18 protein-coding genes and 2 pseudogenes are annotated in these 18,760 nt (G+C 53.2%); 12 read left to right on the top strand and 8 right to left on the bottom strand.

Annotated features, from left to right (window positions below):
* Positions 1-195 precede the first annotated feature (195 nt).
* Complete coding sequence (locus FJU30_RS18020; RefSeq protein WP_150436359.1) at positions 196-1,374, bottom strand: alpha/beta fold hydrolase; 1,179 nt, start codon at positions 1,372-1,374, stop codon at positions 196-198.
* Between the two features lie 81 nt (positions 1,375-1,455).
* Here FJU30_RS18020 and FJU30_RS18025 point away from each other — a divergent pair, with 81 nt between their 5' ends.
* On the top strand, positions 1,456-2,355 hold the full coding sequence (locus tag FJU30_RS18025) for a LysR family transcriptional regulator (protein WP_150436360.1): 900 nt from the start codon (positions 1,456-1,458) through the stop codon (positions 2,353-2,355).
* Positions 2,356-2,505: 150 nt separating this feature from the next.
* Here the strand turns inward: FJU30_RS18025 and FJU30_RS27275 are convergent, their stop codons facing one another.
* The gene (locus tag FJU30_RS27275; protein ID WP_223881632.1) at positions 2,506-2,769 is read right to left on the bottom strand and encodes a hypothetical protein; all 264 of its coding nucleotides are present in this window, start codon (positions 2,767-2,769) and stop codon (positions 2,506-2,508) included.
* Between the two features lie 484 nt (positions 2,770-3,253).
* On the opposite strand from FJU30_RS27275, the pseudogene FJU30_RS18035 reads away from it, so the two are divergent.
* Positions 3,254-3,464: pseudogene (locus FJU30_RS18035) on the top strand (transposase); the annotation flags it as partial.
* Between the two features lie 266 nt (positions 3,465-3,730).
* On the top strand, positions 3,731-4,318 hold the full coding sequence (locus tag FJU30_RS18040; protein WP_150436361.1) for a TetR family transcriptional regulator: 588 nt from the start codon (positions 3,731-3,733) through the stop codon (positions 4,316-4,318).
* A 1-nt stretch (position 4,319) separates the two neighbouring features.
* Here the strand turns inward: FJU30_RS18040 and FJU30_RS18045 are convergent, their stop codons facing one another.
* Positions 4,320-4,520, bottom strand: coding sequence for a hypothetical protein (locus FJU30_RS18045; RefSeq protein WP_150436362.1), 201 nt, complete (start codon positions 4,518-4,520; stop codon positions 4,320-4,322).
* A 127-nt stretch (positions 4,521-4,647) separates the two neighbouring features.
* Positions 4,648-4,803 carry a thiolase family protein gene (locus tag FJU30_RS18050; protein WP_150436363.1) on the bottom strand — a complete coding sequence of 52 codons (156 nt, stop codon included), beginning with the start codon at positions 4,801-4,803 and terminating at the stop codon, positions 4,648-4,650.
* A gap of 202 nt (positions 4,804-5,005) precedes the next feature.
* Between FJU30_RS18050 and FJU30_RS18055 the strand changes: the two genes are divergently transcribed.
* From FJU30_RS18055 to emrB, 3 genes are read left to right on the top strand one after another with little or no spacing between them, the layout of a single operon-like run.
* Positions 5,006-6,460 (top strand): efflux transporter outer membrane subunit, encoded by a 1,455-nt coding sequence (locus FJU30_RS18055; protein ID WP_150436364.1) that lies wholly within the window; start codon positions 5,006-5,008, stop codon positions 6,458-6,460.
* Between the two features lie 24 nt (positions 6,461-6,484).
* Entirely contained in the window at positions 6,485-7,660 is a 1,176-nt protein-coding gene (gene emrA / locus FJU30_RS18060; protein ID WP_150436365.1) for a multidrug efflux MFS transporter periplasmic adaptor subunit EmrA, read from the top strand.
* A gap of 17 nt (positions 7,661-7,677) precedes the next feature.
* Positions 7,678-9,195, top strand: coding sequence for a multidrug efflux MFS transporter permease subunit EmrB (gene emrB, locus FJU30_RS18065; RefSeq protein WP_150436366.1), 1,518 nt, complete (start codon positions 7,678-7,680; stop codon positions 9,193-9,195).
* 115 nt (positions 9,196-9,310) lie between these two features.
* Here emrB and FJU30_RS18070 read toward each other — a convergent pair.
* Together FJU30_RS18070 and FJU30_RS18075 are read right to left on the bottom strand one after the other, a co-directional pair.
* Positions 9,311-9,509, bottom strand: a pseudogene (locus tag FJU30_RS18070) (hypothetical protein); the annotation flags it as partial.
* 613 nt (positions 9,510-10,122) lie between these two features.
* A complete protein-coding gene (locus FJU30_RS18075; RefSeq protein WP_150436367.1) occupies positions 10,123-10,980 on the bottom strand; it encodes an SDR family oxidoreductase in 858 nt (285 codons plus the stop codon).
* A 159-nt stretch (positions 10,981-11,139) separates the two neighbouring features.
* On the opposite strand from FJU30_RS18075, the gene FJU30_RS18080 reads away from it, so the two are divergent.
* The 3 genes from FJU30_RS18080 (at position 11,140) to FJU30_RS18090 (ending at position 13,862) form a co-directional block, all read left to right on the top strand.
* On the top strand, positions 11,140-11,550 hold the full coding sequence (locus FJU30_RS18080) for a winged helix-turn-helix transcriptional regulator (RefSeq protein ID WP_150436368.1): 411 nt from the start codon (positions 11,140-11,142) through the stop codon (positions 11,548-11,550).
* Between the two features lie 820 nt (positions 11,551-12,370).
* Positions 12,371-12,994 carry a TetR/AcrR family transcriptional regulator gene (locus FJU30_RS18085; protein ID WP_150436369.1) on the top strand — a complete coding sequence of 208 codons (624 nt, stop codon included), beginning with the start codon at positions 12,371-12,373 and terminating at the stop codon, positions 12,992-12,994.
* Between the two features lie 31 nt (positions 12,995-13,025).
* Complete coding sequence (locus tag FJU30_RS18090; RefSeq protein WP_150436370.1) at positions 13,026-13,862, top strand: DUF6920 family protein; 837 nt, start codon at positions 13,026-13,028, stop codon at positions 13,860-13,862.
* Positions 13,863-14,175: 313 nt separating this feature from the next.
* Here the strand turns inward: FJU30_RS18090 and FJU30_RS18095 are convergent, their stop codons facing one another.
* Entirely contained in the window at positions 14,176-14,763 is a 588-nt protein-coding gene (locus tag FJU30_RS18095; protein ID WP_150436371.1) for an NAD(P)H-dependent oxidoreductase, read from the bottom strand.
* Positions 14,764-14,879: 116 nt separating this feature from the next.
* Here FJU30_RS18095 and FJU30_RS18100 point away from each other — a divergent pair, with 116 nt between their 5' ends.
* Entirely contained in the window at positions 14,880-15,491 is a 612-nt protein-coding gene (locus FJU30_RS18100; RefSeq protein ID WP_150436372.1) for a TetR/AcrR family transcriptional regulator, read from the top strand.
* 87 nt (positions 15,492-15,578) lie between these two features.
* Here the strand turns inward: FJU30_RS18100 and FJU30_RS18105 are convergent, their stop codons facing one another.
* Positions 15,579-16,430, bottom strand: coding sequence for a MurR/RpiR family transcriptional regulator (locus tag FJU30_RS18105; RefSeq protein ID WP_223881633.1), 852 nt, complete (start codon positions 16,428-16,430; stop codon positions 15,579-15,581).
* A 237-nt stretch (positions 16,431-16,667) separates the two neighbouring features.
* Here FJU30_RS18105 and FJU30_RS18110 point away from each other — a divergent pair, with 237 nt between their 5' ends.
* Both FJU30_RS18110 and murQ read left to right on the top strand, forming a co-directional pair.
* Positions 16,668-17,822 carry an anhydro-N-acetylmuramic acid kinase gene (locus FJU30_RS18110; protein ID WP_150436373.1) on the top strand — a complete coding sequence of 385 codons (1,155 nt, stop codon included), beginning with the start codon at positions 16,668-16,670 and terminating at the stop codon, positions 17,820-17,822.
* On the top strand, positions 17,809-18,732 hold the full coding sequence (murQ, locus tag FJU30_RS18115) for an N-acetylmuramic acid 6-phosphate etherase (protein WP_150436374.1): 924 nt from the start codon (positions 17,809-17,811) through the stop codon (positions 18,730-18,732). The genes FJU30_RS18110 and murQ overlap by 14 nt, the downstream gene beginning before the upstream one ends.
* The last annotated feature ends 28 nt before the right edge of the window (positions 18,733-18,760 follow it).

Consider the following 18,760-nt stretch of genomic DNA (forward strand, 5'->3'; position numbering starts at 1 on the left):
GTACGGGGAGGTGTCCATATAAGCTATTTAGGCTATGTCTCGCAATTGTCTGGTCGATAAAAAATCACACAATCCTGACAGGACGTAGCAGTAAATACCCACGGAATTAGTTCAAAAACAAACAGAATTAATGTGTTTTTCTCACCGTAAGTCAGCGAAAATGAATGGCAGGACACAGCCTGGTCGCTAAATAAATTAATGCCTTGTATCTACAAGAGTTCCTCTCTCTGTTCCACTTATAATCGCCTTTGCAAGCTCATTTGGACAGACGAGAGAAACCATATGCGGCGCTTCAGCGATCACCTCGTAACTCGCTCCTGGTATGGTCAAAAATCCCTTCATAAGATCAGGGGAAGTTGAAGCGTCCAGTTCTCCTGCAATGATATGTGTCGGTACGGTGATTTCCTGCAGTCGCGTTCCCGTATCAATGGAAGAAAGCGCCAGCCAGCCAGCATTCCAATCAGCGACAAAGGCACGTTGAACACAGTCACGCGCATAACGCACGGTCCAGTCATTTCGCGCGAGGTCAGCCGGTCTGAACCAACGCGTCAGACTTGGAATGACTTGGGCATCCATTCCATCCTGCGTTGCTGATATGGCTCGCTGATTGAAAGCCTCAAATGGCCAGGCAGTGGAGGCGATAATTGTCAGCGTAAGGAATCTGGCCGGATCAATCAGCGCCAGTTTCTGAGCGATCGATCCCCCCAGAGACAAACCAGCAATATGCGCTTTTTGGATGCCGAGTTTATCCAATAAATCAGCAAGATCGAGCGCATAGGTTTCGAGTCCGTTTGCCACAGGCGCGCCTGCCGCACTGCCGAATCCGCGTAGATCGTAGGCGATGACCCGGAATCGGGTACTGAGCAGTGGGATGACCTCACGCCACATTCTCCAGTCTAATCCCAAGGCATGCACCAGCACCAGAGCGGGCTTGTCGCCGCCGCTGTCAACAACCCGCGTATCATGATCGGTAAGAGTGAGGCGGCTTGTGACCTGCGGAGCGAGTCGACCGGTATCGCCCAAAGCAGCGCGAGTCGCTATCAGCAGGTTTAAAGAACGCGGGTAGCCAGCATAGACGGAAGTGTGTTCGGCAAGCGCGATCAGTTCGTCTGGATCAACGCCGACGCGAAGCGCTGCTTCCAGATGAATGCGCAACTGCGGCTCTGCGCCGCCCATCGCGCCAAGCATACCGACGGTGACTAACTCTCGTTCTCGGCGCGATAATGTGGATTGGGCAAAAACCGTACCGAAAGCATGTACAATAAGGCTTTCTGCCAGCAGTGGCGATGTCTCCCCAACACTCGTTACAGTATGTTCACCGCGCGGACCATCAATCGCCGTTAACTCTTTCCAACCAATTTGTTCATATTTCATCGCTATATCCATTTCGTTGTAAACCAGAGGATGAACAGTGTATCTTTCTATAAATCGTAAATGTACAGGCTATTTTTGATTATGAGTTTCGAAAAATCGAAAACCATTGAGTGGGGAGATGTCCCTGTTTTTCTAACTCTTGCTCGTCTTGGCACGCTCACGGCAACAGCACAAAGACTGAAGATGGCTCCATCTTCAGTCTCCCGGCACATTGAGCATCTGGAACAAGATCTCGGCGTAGCATTGTTCCAGCGTAGCCCTCAAGGCTACGTCCTGACTGAATCTGCCCAATCAATAATTAAACATGCAGAGGTAGCGGAATCAGCCATTGATGATTTCATCAGGCAAAGCTCAGGTTTTGCTCAAGATGTAGCGGGAACGGTTCGAATTGCCTTACCTGAAAACTTTGCGACTCAATTAGTCATTCCTGCTTTGCCGGTTTTTCAGACGCAATATCCTGATCTCAGAATTGAAATTGTGAGCAACGTTCGAATGGCCAACCTCACACGGCGCGAGGCCGATATCGCGATCCGACTATTAAGACCAAACTACGGCAATTTCGTCGCGTCACGTATCGGGCAGATGGAAAGTGGGCTTTATGCTAGTTCTGACTATCTGGCTACACATCCTGCGGATTTGGTTGAACGAGGTACGGGTCATATGTGTATCGGTTGGGATGATACGTTGCTGGATTTTCCTCTTGCCCGGTGGCTCGAACAGATTGTCCCCGCAGGGAAAACCAATTTCACGGCATCGTCATTACAAAGCCAGATAGAAGCTGCCGTTGCTGGCCTTGGACTCGTAGCATTACCTTCGTTTCTAGCCGGCAATCTCGTGCGATTTGGGCAGGAGCGGTTGCTTCAAGACATCTATCTGATTTCACACAGTGATATTCGTTGGGTACCACGAATCGATGTTACAATGACGTTTCTACATAACCTTTTCCGTGACGCTGGGAAAAAACTGGCAGGTGCAACGTAATCGTTATTTTAAGGAAATACTCTACGCTTGAGTAAGCCAACTCAACTCGTTAACCTCATAATTTGAGGGACACAGCCTGGTTCTATTCAGTACATTGCAGATCGTAGGCTCCGCCGTCTGGTGAAATCGCCGCCAGGGGCAGGACTGAGCTCACATACGGATAAAATCAGGGCCAATAATGGCAATGATACGTGTACGATTTGTCAGTCTTACGATCTTTTGTTGGCTGAGTCCCCGTAGCAATCTTCTGACTTCTTTACTTCGTCTGATATTCAGGTCATTCACCAATTGTTTGCGACTAATGAAACTAAGCAGCCCCTCCTGAGTAGCCAGCGTTTCAAAACGAATATGATGACCTTCAGCCAGGAATGCGGAATGGCGTGCCGGGCTGAGCCAGTACAATGCCTCCAGCATATCATTCCAGGCTCTGCGCAACAGTTGTAGTGAAGCATTCAGTCCGTACACCGTCGGTTATAATCTGGCGCGCCGGTAAGTGGATTTTCTTCCTGAAATTTCCAGATGGCTTCATGGTGGGCAAGACGATTACGCAGATCACGGATACGAGTAAATTTTTTTCCAGAATATGACGTCCCGTTCTGGGAGGTGCACCAGGAAAGACCTCCGGTAGCAACTGAGGCCACAGCAGCGAACGGTTGCCTCGGACCATCGTCTGAACAAGGCTATCCAACACTTGCCGTGCAGCCTCTGCAGGCAATGCGCAAAGCTGAGCGGTGATCTGCCGGCGCTCATCCTCAGCCATGCTACGTTGCAGTTCAGCTGGTAGTTCTGGTACGTACGTTTTTTTACTCACACTGTGTGTGAAATTACGTACGTTACAGTTCGGTTTGGTTGAATCCTTGTAAGTAACTGATTCCAGAATGAGTTCGGGAAACGAACTCTGGCAGCGAATAAGACGTTCCGGTTGCTGTTCCTGCCGACATACTCGCCGTGACTGAATCCGACAGAGCGGCTGTGGCTGTCGTTACACGAAACCATAACGCGAAATCATCAGTGCCGGTACATGTGGCGGTTGCTGAATAAAGTTCGCCATTTTATGGAGGGCGTCAACGCATTTCCCGCAGAGGGAACATGGCACGACAAAGATGTAGCGATATTAGTATCAGTTAGTTAGTTCAATTTGCCAGGCTGTATCACAGATGAAACTCGACTCAATGGCCAGGGCTAATACTCGAAGATTGTTGAATTGTCGTCCCTTGCCGGATTGACATCAGAATGTTGACAATCCGAGTCTATTTTTTGAATAACCAATCACTAAAATTAATTTTGATGATAAAATGTCAACTACAACGTTGCTGTTTAATTCAGTATGCTTTCATATTTCTGTAATTCAGCAGATTAAAAAGAGGGGTAACCTATGGCCTGGGATACCGAGGGCACTAAACGAAAAATTTTGAACGCAGCAGTAGTTCAGTTTGCGGAACTGGGGCCCGATAGCGCAACCGTTGAGTTGATTGCGAAAACAGCAGGCGTTAATAAAGAAAGAGTTTATAAATATTTTGGCGACAAACAATCCTTGTTCATGACAGTCCTGAGCGAAGAGTTGGCAAAAGTAGCGCAGGCAGTGGCGATTGAGTCATTGACTGTTGAAGATATAGGTGAATACGCTGGTCGGGCCTATGATTATCATCTTGAGCATCCGGAACTCAGCAGGCTTCTGCGCTGGGAAGGGTTGGTACTGAATGGAAAAGTACCCGATGAAGATGTACGGCGTAAATTCTATACCGTCAAAACTCAGGCTATTAAGGATGCCCAGGAAGCCGGCATACTCACCCGTGATTTTGATGCCGATCATCTGGCCTTCCTGATTCTGGGACTGGCTGGCTGGTGGGCGGCATTACCACAAGTTGCACGTATGTTTGCGGGAACTGATGATGCACCCGAACATGTTCGCCGCAGGGCTTCTGTCGTGCGGGCGGCACATCGTCTGGCGCTAGCGCCATAAATTAAAGTTGGGCAAACTCCTCAAGGTGTGCAGAGCGCGCCAAAGTTATAGTCCGCTTGACCCCAACGCATAGATTCGCCAGGTCTTTTCGCAAACTCCGGCGCTGTCGCTCGTATATCTGCGTGACAAGAATGCAGCCGCCGGAGGCTCCAATGGGGTGCCGTAACGCGATCGCTCCGCCGTTCACATTCACTTTGCGCATACCCACTTAACCTATTCATTTACAGACAGAATCTTTGTCTGGATGGCCCCATTTTTCGCGTTCAGATCAGAAACCCCAATGTTCCAGCCAGCACGAGCCAGCCCCCATCAAGTCGCGGGGACTGGGCCTATGCCATTACCGCAGGAGCGACACCAGTCGGTGTCCCGCGATTATCTGACCGATGTAAAATCACATAACCCTGACCCGCATCCCCATTTTCGATGGACTGCATCGCTAAATGCATAGCTTTCAGGCCGGAGCCGCACACTTTATTTATCGTCATTGCAGGAAAAGGTAGTTGTCATTTATTGAAAATAGCTCTATTTTAAACTCCAACGTTGTAGTTGTTTTTTAAATAAGGAATTGAGACATGAAGACCAACATTGTCATTTTCTGATACGGAGCGGTCGTTTCAGATGCAGTGACGCGATAGAAACCAACGCTGCATCGCGCAAATTTTTTCATTTTCTGTTCAGGTAACCCCTATGCCACGCCAGGTTTTCCGGAGGCTTACGCCGCTGCTTGCCGTTTTCATTTTGGCCGGCTGCGCCTCCAATAATAATATTGCTCCTCAGTCGTCGCTGCTCGATACGCAACAGCTGCATCTGCCGCCGGCAAAAATCCATTCTATGACCATCGTCCCGCAGTGGTGGCGCAGTCTTAATGACCCGCAGCTCGACAATCTGATGACCACGACGCTGCAAAACTCGCCATCATTACGTCAGGCTGCGGCCCGCGTGCGTGAAGCGCAGAGCCTGATGGGAGAAGCCGATGCGGCTAATGGCCCTTATCTGGATTTGAACGGTTCAATGCGGCGTGAACGCGTGGCGAAAAACACCATTCCGCCGTTCCTGACCCGCTATCCTGCAGCGCCGATTTACGACAACAGCAACAGCCTCGGGCTGAATCTGAGCTATGAATTTGACTGGTGGGGTAAATACCGCAATCAGGTGAATGCCGCGAAAGCACGGGTGGATGCCTCCCGTGCTGAACAGGCCGAAGCCGCTTTGACGCTGACCTGTTCGGTAGCGTCAGCCTATTATCAGTTGCAGGCCAATCTGGCTTTGCAGGATGTCTTGCAACAGGAAGTGGATAACCATCAGCGTCTGGTCGATTTGCGTAAAGCGCAGTATCAGGCCGGGGTGTACGGTATTGAAATCCCACAACAAACGCGTGCTCAGTCCGACAGTGCCAAACGGCAGATCATCGAGCTGTCGTCGCAGACCGAACAACTGAGACATCAGCTTTCCGCACTGGCAGGACGCGGTCCGGATGCAATGAACGGGCTGCACGCCGTTACGCCGCCATCGCCTGACGCGCTGGCGCCGAAAGGCGAATTGACGCTGGATTTACTGGGCAAACGTCCCGACATTACCGCACAGCGCGATCTGGTGGAATCCTATGCCCAACGCGTCAGCGCCGCGAAAAAAGCGTTTTATCCAAGCCTTTCTGTCAGCGCCTTTGCTGGTCTGACGACCACCAACTCCGCAGGCGTCAGCCCGAATCTTCTGGAAGCCGCCAGTAAAGCCTGGAACATCACGCCAGCAATTTCGCTGCCGATTTTCCACGCGGGGGCTTTACGCGCCAGACTGGGCGAAGAGTCCGCGTTATTTGACCAGTCCGTTGAGTCGTATAACCAGACCATCCTGAACGCCATCCGGCAAACTGCGGATGCCATAACCCTCTCGAACAGTAGTGCCGAACAATTGCAGCAAGCGTCTTCTGCCGCACAATCGCTTGAAGAGGTGTATCGCGTTTCGGATGCAAGATACCGCGCCGGCATCATCGGAAAGGATGAACTTTTAAGCAGCCAGTCTGCGTTTCAGCAACAACAACAGACGCAACTCCGCGCCGGCAGTCAGTTAATGCAGGCAAAAATCCGTCTCATCCGTGCGCTTGGGGGCGGCTATCAGGCCCCAGCCGCGGAACAAAAATCATAACAACAGACACATATGGGGAAGATCATGAGCGCAAATGTCGAAACTCAGGCAATACCGCAACCGACTAAACATAAAAAGAAAACGCGCAAAGTCGCGATGCTCTCGTTAACCGGGATTTTCATTATTATTGCCATCGCCTGCCTGTGTTACTGGCAGCTGGTTTTACGTCACGTCGAGTCTACTGACGACGCATATGTCGCCGGTAATCAGGTTCAGATTATGGCTCAGGTGTCGGGCAGCGTAACCGGCGTTCACTTCGACAGCACCGACCTGGTGAAAACAGGCGACGTGCTGGTATCTATCGATCCAACCGATGCACAACAGGCTTTTGAGCGCGCGAAAACGGCGCTGGCAAACAGCGTGCGTCAAACGCATCAGTTGATCATTAACGGCAAACAGTATCAGGCGAATATCGCGCTGCGTCAGACCCAATGGCAACAGGCGCAAACAGACCTGAAACGCCGCGTTGCGCTGGGGAATGTTAATGCGATTGGCCGTGAAGAGCTGCAACATGCCCGTGATGCCGTGGAAACGGCCAAAGCGCAATACGATGTCGCCGTTCAGCAATACAACGCCAATCAGGCGATGGTGCTGAATACGCCGGTTGCTGAGCAGCCGCAAGTTTTGCAAGCCGCCGCTCAGGTTCGTGATGCATGGCTCGCCCTGCAACGTACCCAGGTCCGCAGTCCGATTGACGGCTTTGTGTCGCGTCGCGCCGTACAGATTGGGCAGCAGATCACACCGGCCACATCGTTGATAGCCGTTGTGCCCGCCCACCACATTTGGGTTGATGCCAACTTTAAAGAAACACAGCTGGAAAATATACGCATTGGTCAGACGGCCACCGTCGTCAGCGATATGTACGGCGATAACGTAAAATATTCCGGCAAAGTGGTCGGTATGGACATGGGCACCGGCGGCGCGTTCTCACTGTTACCTGCTCAGAACGCCACCGGTAACTGGATCAAAGTGGTTCAGCGTCTGCCGGTTCGTATTGAGCTAAACGATCGGGAAGTGACGGAACATCCGCTGCGTATCGGTTTGTCCGCGCTGGTCACGATCGACACCCAAAACCGGGATGGTCTGGTGCTGGCGAATACCGTCCGTACGGAACCGCTATATCAGACATCCGCGCTGACGCTGGATCTGGCGCCGGTCAATGCCATCATTGCCGACGTTATTCATGCCAATGCAGGCTAACATCTCTGGAGGCCTCTGTGGCAAATAAACCGCTGGTAGGTGCCCCGCTGGCCTGGATGACGGTGGCGTTGTCTATGGCCACCTTTATGCAGGTTCTGGACTCAACGATCGCCAACGTGGCGATCCCAACCATTGCCGGGAATCTCGGCGCCTCGAACTCTCAGGGCACCTGGGTCATCACGTCGTTCGGGGTGGCAAACGCCATCTCGATCCCCATCACCGGCTGGCTGGCGAAACGCATCGGTGAGGTCAAACTATTCCTGTGGTCGACCGGGCTGTTCGCCGTCGCCTCCTGGCTGTGTGGTATGTCTAACAGCCTGGGAATGCTGATTTTCTTCCGTGTGGTACAGGGTGTGGTAGCCGGTCCGCTGATCCCGCTGTCGCAAAGTCTGTTGCTGAATAACTATCCGCCGGCCAGGCGAAGTACCGCGCTGGCGCTCTGGTCGATGACGGTGATCGTCGCCCCGATTTGCGGGCCGATCCTCGGCGGATACATCAGTGATAACTATCACTGGGGCTGGATTTTCTTTATCAATGTGCCGATCGGCATTGCGGTTGTATTCCTGACGCTGAACACGCTGAAGGGCCGCGAAACCGCGACGCAGATCCGCCCGATAGACAGTGTCGGCTTAATGCTTCTCGTTCTGGGCATCGGCGCATTGCAGGTCATGCTCGATCAGGGTAAGGAGCTCGACTGGTTTAACTCGACCGAAATTATCGTGCTGGCCATCGTGGCAGTGGTCGCGCTTTGCTTCCTTGTGGTCTGGGAACTGACGGACGACCACCCGATAGTCGATTTATCGTTGTTTAAATCGCGAAATTTTACCATCGGCGTGCTGTGTATCAGCCTGGCCTTCATGCTCTATGTCAGCTCGCTGGTGTTGCTGCCGCAGCTATTGCAGGTGGTCTATGGTTATACCGCCACCTGGGCGGGGCTGGCATCGGCGCCGGTCGGGATATTGCCGATTCTGATATCACCGATTATCGGCCGCTTTGCGCACCGTCTGGATATGCGCAAGCTGGTGACGTTCAGCTTTATTATGTACGCCTACTGCTTTTTCTGGCGTGCATATACGTTCGAACCGGAGATGGATTTTGGCGCTTCCGCGTGGCCGCAGTTTATTCAGGGTTTCGCCGTGGGCTGCTTCTTCATGCCGCTGACCACCATTATTTTTTCCGGCTTAGCGCCGGAACGTATGGCGGGAGCATCCAGTTTGTCGAACTTTATCCGCATTCTGATGGGTTCGATCGGTACATCGATTACCACCACGATGTGGTCAAACCGTGAGTCGCTGCATCATGGGCAGCTAACGGAAAACATCACGCCGTTTAATCCGGCGGCGGCGCAAATCTATCAGCAGCTCGAAGGCAAGGGCCTGAGTCACCAGCAGGCATCCGGCTGGATAGCGCGCGAGATCACCAATCAGGGGCTGATTATTTCGGCCAACGAGATCTTCTGGTTATCCGGAGGAGCGTTCCTGGTACTGCTGATATTAATCTGGTTCGCCCGTCCGCCGTTCGGCAGCGCCCGCTGATGCCGATTGCCTGAAAGTAAAAACGGACGCTCAATGCGTCCGTCAGATTGCTGACGCCCCCCTGTCTGTGCATGGGCAGCAGGAACTGTACAGCATTCTGTGTATATGCCTTTTCTCAGAAGTGACCATCCAGGCGATCACCGAACCGGATAACAAAGCGACTCATCGCCATGCGCCAGTCCCTCGGCGGCGTCGCCCATTACTGCGATGCCGTCTGGATCGCCAGCCTCCCTTTTTCACCGGGTCGTCCGTCGGGAACGTTTTGCGTTTTTAATCGCGTGCCGTATCGCGCTGCTCAGCGACCGGGTGGCGTTGCCGCCTGTCTCCCACTGCCGGTATCAGCCATACCCATCGAACTGCGTCCAATTATTCGCCGCACCCGGCTCAGCCCTGCGTGAGCTGGCGTTGTCCAATGCCTTCGGCGCGAACCTGCGTCCAGCGCCGCTATTCCCTTTTACGCCAACGTTATACATTCCTTTGACACAGGAATGTATAACGTTGGCGTAAAAACCCCTGGCGGACATTTTGACTGATCCTTTTGCCAGATTACGGGGCATTCAGTTTATCTAATGGCGCGGTTAACCAGCAGCGACACTTCCGGGTCTTACAAGCATACCAACTCGTAAAACCTGTACCTGGCGGCATCCACAATCGGCTCTACGTTAGGCTATTTCCCTTATCGCCTCGGCGATAAAGAAAACCGTCTGGTCTCTGGCTCTGAATTTTCTTATCAGGCGCGGGGCAACAGACAGGCGTTTTTGTATGGGGCAGTTTTTACAGGCGGAACCGAAGCCGGGCGGTAACCTCATCCACAGGATATGGTTTTAGTTATGAGTAAAAAGGGAAGCATTGAGCTTCCCTTTTTTGGTCATAATGACTGTGTAATTACACCGAGTAAACCGCCAGGAAAATGGCGCGATTAAATACTCACAGCGACGTTAACGTTGCTGCGATAACATCCTGATACGGTGTGGTTTTACGGTCTAAAAGACGGCTCAGCGTATGGCTGTCGTCATACAATGCCCCCTTGCTGGCGCCGGCATCGGAGTCAGCCAACACATCAGCCAGACCATCAGGCAAACCCGCGCTTTTAAGTGCAGCAGCGAACTCTGACTGTGGCAGATTAACGTAATTCACTTCCTTACCGGACTGGCGAGCGATCTCGGCGGAGAATTCACTCAGGCTATAGCTGTCGTCACCAGCCAGTTCATAGACCTTTCCTTCCTGTGCGTCTGAAAGCAGGACTTTTGCTGCCGCGTACGCATAATCAATGCGGGGCGCGGAGGAAATACGGCCATCGCCAGCCGAACCAATGAATGCGTTGTGCGCCAGCGCCGGCGCAATGCTTGCGGCATAATTCTCGGTATACCAACCGTTACGTAACAATACATAAGGTACGCCGGATGCCTTCAAAGCGGCCTCGGTGTCCCGATGCTCATGAGCCAGCAGCAAAGGAGAATTATCAAGCTTCAGCAAACTGGTATACGCAATCAGTTTTACCCCCGCCTGTTTAGCTGCATTAATAACGGACCGGTGCTGCTCACTTCGTTGACCGACTTCGCTTGAAGAGATCAGCAGCAGTTTATCAACGCCGGTAAAAGCGGTTTTAAGCGTATCAGGCTGACTGTAGTCCGCCTGGCGAACAATTACGCCCAGATCTTTAAGATCCTGTGCTTTCGCCGGGTTACGCACTGTTGCAACAATTTCACTGGCTGAAATGTTATTCAGCAATGCTTCGATAACCAGACGCCCCAGATGGCCTGTTGCTCCCGTGACTGCGATCATAGTGTTCTCCGTTAATTGAAGTTTATATGTCATTAAATCGGCACAGCAGAAAGTAAGGTACCGTTTTCCAGATTGTTTACGGCAGACATCATAAATGATATACGGTATTATGGTAAGTACTTACCATTTTGTTAGTATTAGATGATTGAGAGATAATTGATGAAAAAAGAAAATAACGAAATTAATCATTCGGTTAGATATGGGAAATTACTTGATGTCAATTGCCCTTCGCGGGAAATACTTCAGCATATTGCCAGCAGGTGGGGAATACTGGTTCTTATCGCGCTGGATAGAGACACGCTGCGATTTAGTGAAATTAGAAAGAAAATCGCAGGGATAAGCGAAAAGATGCTCGCGCAAACGCTGCAAACCTTCGAAAAAGACGGTTTTATTCACCGTAATATGCTGCCTGTCATGCCACCGCACACGGAATACACCCTCACCCCGCTGGGGCTGGAAGTTTATGAACAGGTCATACACCTCAGCGACTGGATCGAACTGAATTTGCCTCGCATACTCCAGGCTGGAAGCAGAGCGGAGGACAGCAGTACAAAAGCAAGAGTGGCGTAGCAGTAAATGGGGGGATTGACCATGACATGAAGTGGAATACTGAATTTGTCCGTAAGAGTACAGAGAAGACCGTATTGATCTCACCCAGCGACAATGGACAGGCTCACGTTGGCAGTTACACAGAATTATGGACAGGCTCCTTCAGGCATCCACCGCCATCTTTGCTGTCGCTAATATATTCCTCGGTATAGGTACAAGCTTCAGCAATATCGGCGGCGGATACCGACAGTCGGCGCTCGGGAGTTTTCAGGGTATTTAGGCGGGAGTGGCAATCATTGCTGCTTCAGGAAGTATTCCGTCTCTTCTTTTACCGGATGAACGAACGCGGGTTCAGGCTGTGTCGCGCAATTATCTGATCGATGTAAAATCGCACAACCCTGACAGAGGCCAGCAGTAAAAACGCACAAAAACAGATCAAAAAGAAAACAAAATTAATGCGCCTGTCTCATCGTCAGTCAGCGAAAATGAATTGCGGGACACCGCCTGGATCCAGGTCATAACGCTGGCGCCCTCAGTCGTGGATCCGTCGGTCATCGAATTCAATAACAAGATAGTGCGTCCCCCATCTTTCGTTCTGAAAAGACAGATATCGTTAATTTTTGTCTTCAGTTGCACCATCAGCCTTCAACGCGGCAATAGCCGAAAACAACGCCAAACCTTATTCATTGACGGCGGAAAAAAAGAGTGTGCGATAGTTCCGCTTAAGGGACAACAGACAGGCCCCAGACTTGCCGTATAGCGCCCGGCGAACCTGCTTGACAGCAGTAAATTAATACGATTAAATTAATGTTATTAATTTAATCGTCAACACGGGAGCTTCATGTCTCGTCCACGAAAAGACCAGCAACTCGATATTCCGGGACAAGCCATCAGGCAAACTATTCGCCTGCTTGATGAGCGTGATGCTCAAGGCATCACCCTTGCTGATGTCGCTGCTGCGGTAGGCTGTCGGGCACCCGCACTTTATGCCTATTTTGCTAATAAGCATGCGCTTCTGAGTGCGGTACATGACGAAGGTTTTCGTCTCTTGTTGCAGGAAAAATTGGCCGTCGCCACTAAAAACATCAGCGACCCTTTTAACCAGTTGTACGAAGGCGGACTCGCCTACCTGCGTTTTGCTTTTGAACGCCCCGGGCTTTATCGACTTATGTTTTCCCCCTCGTCCATTAAAGGGTTGCCTGAAAACCCCTTTGCTACCGATCCCGGAGCAGAATGCCTCACTGTTTTACACTCCGCCGTTGTTGCCTGCCAGATTAAAGGGTATTTGCCGGGGCAGGATGCGGCGCATATAGCATTTGTTTTGTGGTCGGCCGTTCATGGCGCCGCGTCGTTGCTTCTTCAGGGAAGAGCGCCGACGCAGACACAGCCGGACGCTCAGGCTGCCGCCAGCATCGTTGACACCATCATGTCATTTATTCAGCTTACCCGGCCTGAAAAGCCCTAACGCGCCTGAATCATGCGAAAGGAAATATTCTATGCGTCGCCGTTTTCTGCTTCTCTGCGTTCCGGTTATTTCTCTTGCCGCCTGGATTGGCATGTCCTCTCTGTTGACGGAGCGCGAAATCGCCGCACATTCTGCATCCATTCGCCAGGTCGCCGGTCGATATAAGCCCGGCAATATCGACCCTGAGGCAATGAAAGCGCTCCCCGGGCCAGTTCAGCGCTATTTCGCGTTTGCGATACCAGAACGGAACAATCAATATCAAGTCGTCAGGATAGCGGCTGAAGGGGAATTTCGGCGTCCGCTGACCTTCGATTTTCAATCCACTACCGCCACGCAAATAATTGCAACGCAAACGCCAGCGATGCTGTTTGCCGCCACCACGCCCGTCGCGTCTTACTTATGGGCCCGGGCTTATGATTTCTTTGCCGATGGCCATATGGCAATGCGGGCTAAGATTCTGTCAACGTTTACCGTGGTGAATGAAAACTCCACGCAAGCGTTGAATCGTACTTCGCTGCGACGCTGGCTTCTGGAAAGCCCGCTTTACCCAATGGCGCTGCTTCCCGGAGGCCCGGTACGTTGGGAGGCGATCGATGATAACCACGCCAGGGCGATTGTTTCCGGTTTTGGTCTGGAAGAATCGCTGGTCGCGACTTTCCAGCCTGATGGCAGGCTGATGAGTTTTGACGCCGAACAGGATGGCGATTTGACAACGCCGTATCACGGCTCAGGAGAACATGCATCGCGCAGTGATTATCGTCTGGTTGCGGGAATGATGATTCCCTGCTCATTTGAAATATCCCGGGTTGCCGGGGGAAAGATCTTACCGTTCTGGAAGGGGCGCATTACCACCATTGAGTTCGAATGAATCCATGCTGATAGCAGCGCGCTGGGCAGCGATAATGGATCAATAGCGCTGGTCATAATTCACATGCGTTGTAGTGATATTTTCAATGTAAGCGCCGATCGCTTTTATCCTGAATCAATACGAAAAACAGATTAAGAGGACGAATTTCCAGCGCGTGGTCGAATAGCCGGAAACCAACGTGAGAATACGGCATCCGCCTTATTCCAGGATAGATGGCACAAAATCACTTCCCGCATTGATGCTCCACCTATCATTGTGCGACTCAAGCGCTGGCGAGATGTCATGTCTCGCCAGCGCTATTATGAGAAGCTATTTAGCGGAAAATTCGCCGCCCGATACGACGCGCGGCGTCGAGGCAAGCCTCGGGCGTTTTCATCTCCGGCATCAGCAGCATTTCAGACGTCGCCACCGGCGCGCCGCAGTAGTCGAAAATTCCGTGGACGATCTGCGCATTAAAGGCGTCGGCATAAGCGTGTTTTTCGAATGTCTTCTGGCTGGCGCCCCCCAGCGCGATAAGATGCACCGGCAAATGTTCCAGTCTCTTTATCACGTTGCCATCAGCCGTGTCTTCATAAGCCCAGCCGCTGGAAAATACGCGGTCGATCCAGCCTTTCAGTAACCCCGGCATCGACCACCAGTAAATTGGGAATACCAACACAAGCGCATCCGCATTATCAATACGCGACTGCTGCGCGACGACATCCGGCGGCGTTACGCCGGTTTGCTGAAACGCGGCCACATCCGGCGCGGAAAATACCGGATTAAAACCTTCCCGGACAAGGTCCGCTATCTCAACGCTATTTGCCGGATTTGCTTCAGCGATCCCTTGCGCGATAGCAGTAGCCACACTGTGAGTCAGTGACGTATTAACAGGATGAGAAACAACGAGTAAAGCATGCATGTCGGGAACTCCCTATTGCCATGAAACCGTGCCGGAGATAGTCTTATATACTAAAGGTAACCTATCGGAATTAAGTTACCTTTGGTATATAGCTATGTCAACGGGAAATAACGGCCATGTCCAGACCACGCGTACGACAGCGTTTATTAAGAGAAGAACGCCATGCCCAACTGACGGAAGTCGCATGGAGGATTATTCGCACAGAGGGCACGGAAGCGCTAACGCTCGGGCATCTGGCGCAACAGGCCGGCGTCACCAAACCCGTGGTTTATGACCACTTTACCAACCGTGCCGGTTTGCTCGCCGCGCTCTATAAAGAGTTTGATGATCGCCAGACGGCGCTGATGGATGAAATTATCCGCCAGACAGAACCGCAGCTTGAAAAGCTGGCGTCGGTCATTGCCGCATCATACATTGAATGCGTGCTGCTTCAGGGGCGTGAAATGCCCAACGTCATGGCGGCGCTCACCGGAACGCCCGAGCTTGAACAAATCAGGCAGGATTACGCGACAATTTTCAGCGAAAAATGCCGCGCGCTATTTGCCCCATTCTGCGGCGGTCGGCCGCTGCATGACGCCGCGCTGCGGGCGATGCTCGGCTCCGCCGAAGGATTATCCTATGCAACGGTCCAGGGGGTGATTACCGAACAGCAAGCAAAGGATGAACTGTTCCACGTGATTATCGCGATGGTGCAAAGGTGCAGCGCGGATCAACAATGCGCCTCATAACGGCATTAATGCCGATATCCACGCGGCGCTTTCCGTTACGTTGCCGGGCTTATCTGGCTGGATAGCGCTGGACGCGACGCCCGATAGTCAGCTTTTCAACTGATCGACGGCGGCCTGGCTGTTGTGAACATAGTCTCCGGCATCCGGCTGCCGTTGCGCCATCTGGATAAACAATAAATCAATTAACAGCAGTTGCGCATCTCGCGCGGTAATCGACGATACCCGCACCTTCTCTTCATCCGCCACGGTATACAAGCGCAGATCCGCCAGTTGGGCCAGGGCGTTATCCGCCGCCCGGGTCATTGAAATAATCTTCGCGCCCCGCCCTTTCGCCACCCGGGCAATCTGCACCGTTTCCCGACTGCCGCCGGAATGCGACAAGGCCAAAAGAACATCCTGCGGCGACATCGCCGAAGCGTTGGCGATTTGCACATGACTGTCGCTATCATGCAGGGCTACCCGGCCTAATTTCAGCAATTTATAGGAAAAATCGCGCGCCACCAGCGAGGAAGCGCCAATGCCAGCCAGATGAATGCGGCGCGCGCCGTCAAGCGCGTCCAAAACCTGGATAAAAGAAGATTCTTTATTTAGCTCCAGCGTTTCCCGCAGGCAATGAAACTTACCGCCGATTAATTTCATGGAGACGTCGTGCAGCGAATCACCAGACTGAATGTTGCCGTGAAGCACGCTCGAGCCGGCCGCGTCCCGTTTTACCACGGCTTCATTGATGGCCAGTTTTAGCTGCGAAAAACCGGCCAGCCCCTGCTTTTTGCTGAATTTAATGATGCCCGATTGACTTGCGCCGACCAATGACGCCAGCTCAATGGAAGTGAGTTGACACACCTGAACGGGATGCTCAAGGACAAAACGCGCGATCTGTTGCTCCACGGGCGTCATATCCGTCAGCGCGGCAGATATTTTGGTCAGAATCGTCATCATGCGCCTTTTGAAGAAAACAAGGGTCGGTCACCGGGCGATATTGTTCCACGTTTAGCAGGAAACCGGAACAGAGCGGCCCGGAGAAAACGCTATCTTGCATAATTGTGAACTTCATCGCAAACGGCATAAGAATATTATATTTCCTATTTAATATATTAAGGAATAATTTATTCTCATATTTACGCTATAACGTCAACAGCGCGCGCAACGCGTTCAGAAAAATGAGAGGTAAAGACGGTGGAAGATGAACTTTATCTGGGCGTGATGTCCGGAACCAGTCTGGACGGCGTGGATATCGCCCTGATGAATTTTGCCGGCGACCGGCCGCGCCTGATGGCGGCGGCGTTTACGCCGATGCCGCAAGAGATCCGCAATGCGCTGTCGGCGCTGTGCTCCCGCGGAGAAACATCGTTAGCCGAACTGGGCGAACTGGATCATCGCCTGGGTCACCTGTACGCCAGAGCGATAAACGAACTGCTGGCGGCAGAAAAACTCGACCCGGCGGATATTCGCGGCGTCGGCTGCCACGGCCAGACCATATGGCATGCGCCAGGCGGCGCCTATCCATTCACTCTGCAAATCGGCGACGCCAACATTATTGCCGCCAGAACCGGCGTGACGACGGTGGCGGATTTCCGCCGCAAGGATATGGCGTTTGGCGGTCAGGGCGCGCCGCTGGTGCCCGCGTTCCATCAGGCGCTGTTTGCCGATCCGCATCGGTTGACGGTCGTGCTCAATATCGGCGGCATCAGCAATATTTCGCTGCTGATACCGGACCAGCCGGCGCAGGGCTATGACACCGGACCGGGCAACCTGTTGCTGGACGCATGGATTGAACAGCAGCGCGGCGAGCGCTATGACCGCGACGCCCGCTGGGCGCTGAGCGGCAGGGTCAACGACGCCCTGCTGGCGCAACTGCTGGACGATCCGTATTTTAGCCAGCCGGCCCCGAAAAGCACCGGCAGGGAACACTTTAGCCCGCAATGGCTGCAGCGAAAGCTGGCGGGCTTCCGCGATCTGGCGCCGGAAGACGTGCAGGCGACGCTGGCGGAACTGACGGCGAGCAGCATCAGCCGCGAACTTGAGCGCTACCCGACAGATTCGCAGCCCGCGCGTCTGCTGGTCTGCGGCGGCGGCGCGAAAAACCCGCTGTTAATGACGCGGCTGTCCGCGCTACTGCCCGGCTGGACGGTCGCCGCGACCACCGAATACGGGCTGGACGTCGATTATGTTGAGGCCGCCGCGTTCGCCTGGCTGGCGCGCCGGCGGTTGAACAACCTGCCGGGCAATATCCCGCAGGTAACCGGCGCCAGCCAGCCGGTAGCGCTGGGCGCCATCTATCCGGCCGAAACGCAATATGAAAAATCAGGAAGTCAGTATGCGCCGAAATGAATTGCTTAACGTGCTGGAAAAGCTGGTGTCCGAACAACGTAATGAGAACACGCGCAATATCGACGCCCTGCCGGCTGAAGAGATTGTGCGTCTCATTAATCATGAAGACCGGTTGGTGGCGCAGGCGGTTGCGGCGGAACTGCCGGCCATCGCGGCCGCCGTTTCACGGATTGTGGAGACATTCCATCGCGGCGGCCGGCTTATCTATCAGGGCGCAGGCACCAGCGGCCGCCTCGGTGTACTGGACGCCTCGGAATGTCCGCCGACCTTCGGCGTACCCGACGGCATGGTTATCGGCATCATCGCCGGCGGAGACCACGCCTTACGCAACGCGGTTGAAGGCGCCGAGGATAACGCCCCGGCCGGCGCGGACGATTTACGCCGGTTTGAACTGGACGCGCGCGACACGCTGGTCGGCATCGCGGTAAGCGGCCGAACGCCTTATGTCCTGGGCGGACTCAGCTATGCCCGCGCGCAGGGCGCCGCCACGATAGCGCTGACCTGCAACCCGCATTCGCCGATGGCCGAGCTATCGGATATCGCGATAGCGCCGATTGTCGGCCCGGAGGTGCTGACCGGATCGACCCGTCTGAAATCCGGTACGGCGCAGAAAATGGTGCTCAATATGCTGTCCACCGCCAGTATGGTGTTGCTGGGCAAGTGTTATCAAAACCTGATGGTTGACGTACAGGCCAGTAACGAGAAACTACGCGCGCGCGCGATACGTATCGTGGCGCAGGCCACCGGCTGCGACGTGCAGCAGGCGGAAACCGCGCTTACCGCAGCCGATAATCAGGCCAAACTGGCGATCATGATGATCCTGAGCGGCCTCGAACGCCCGCAGGCGGAGCGGCTATTAGCGCAGAACAGAGGGCGGCTGCAGACCGCTCTGCACCGGAGTGACGCCTGACGCGCCACATCTTTCACTTTCGGATAAG

It is taken from the genome of Affinibrenneria salicis (genome assembly GCF_008710095.1).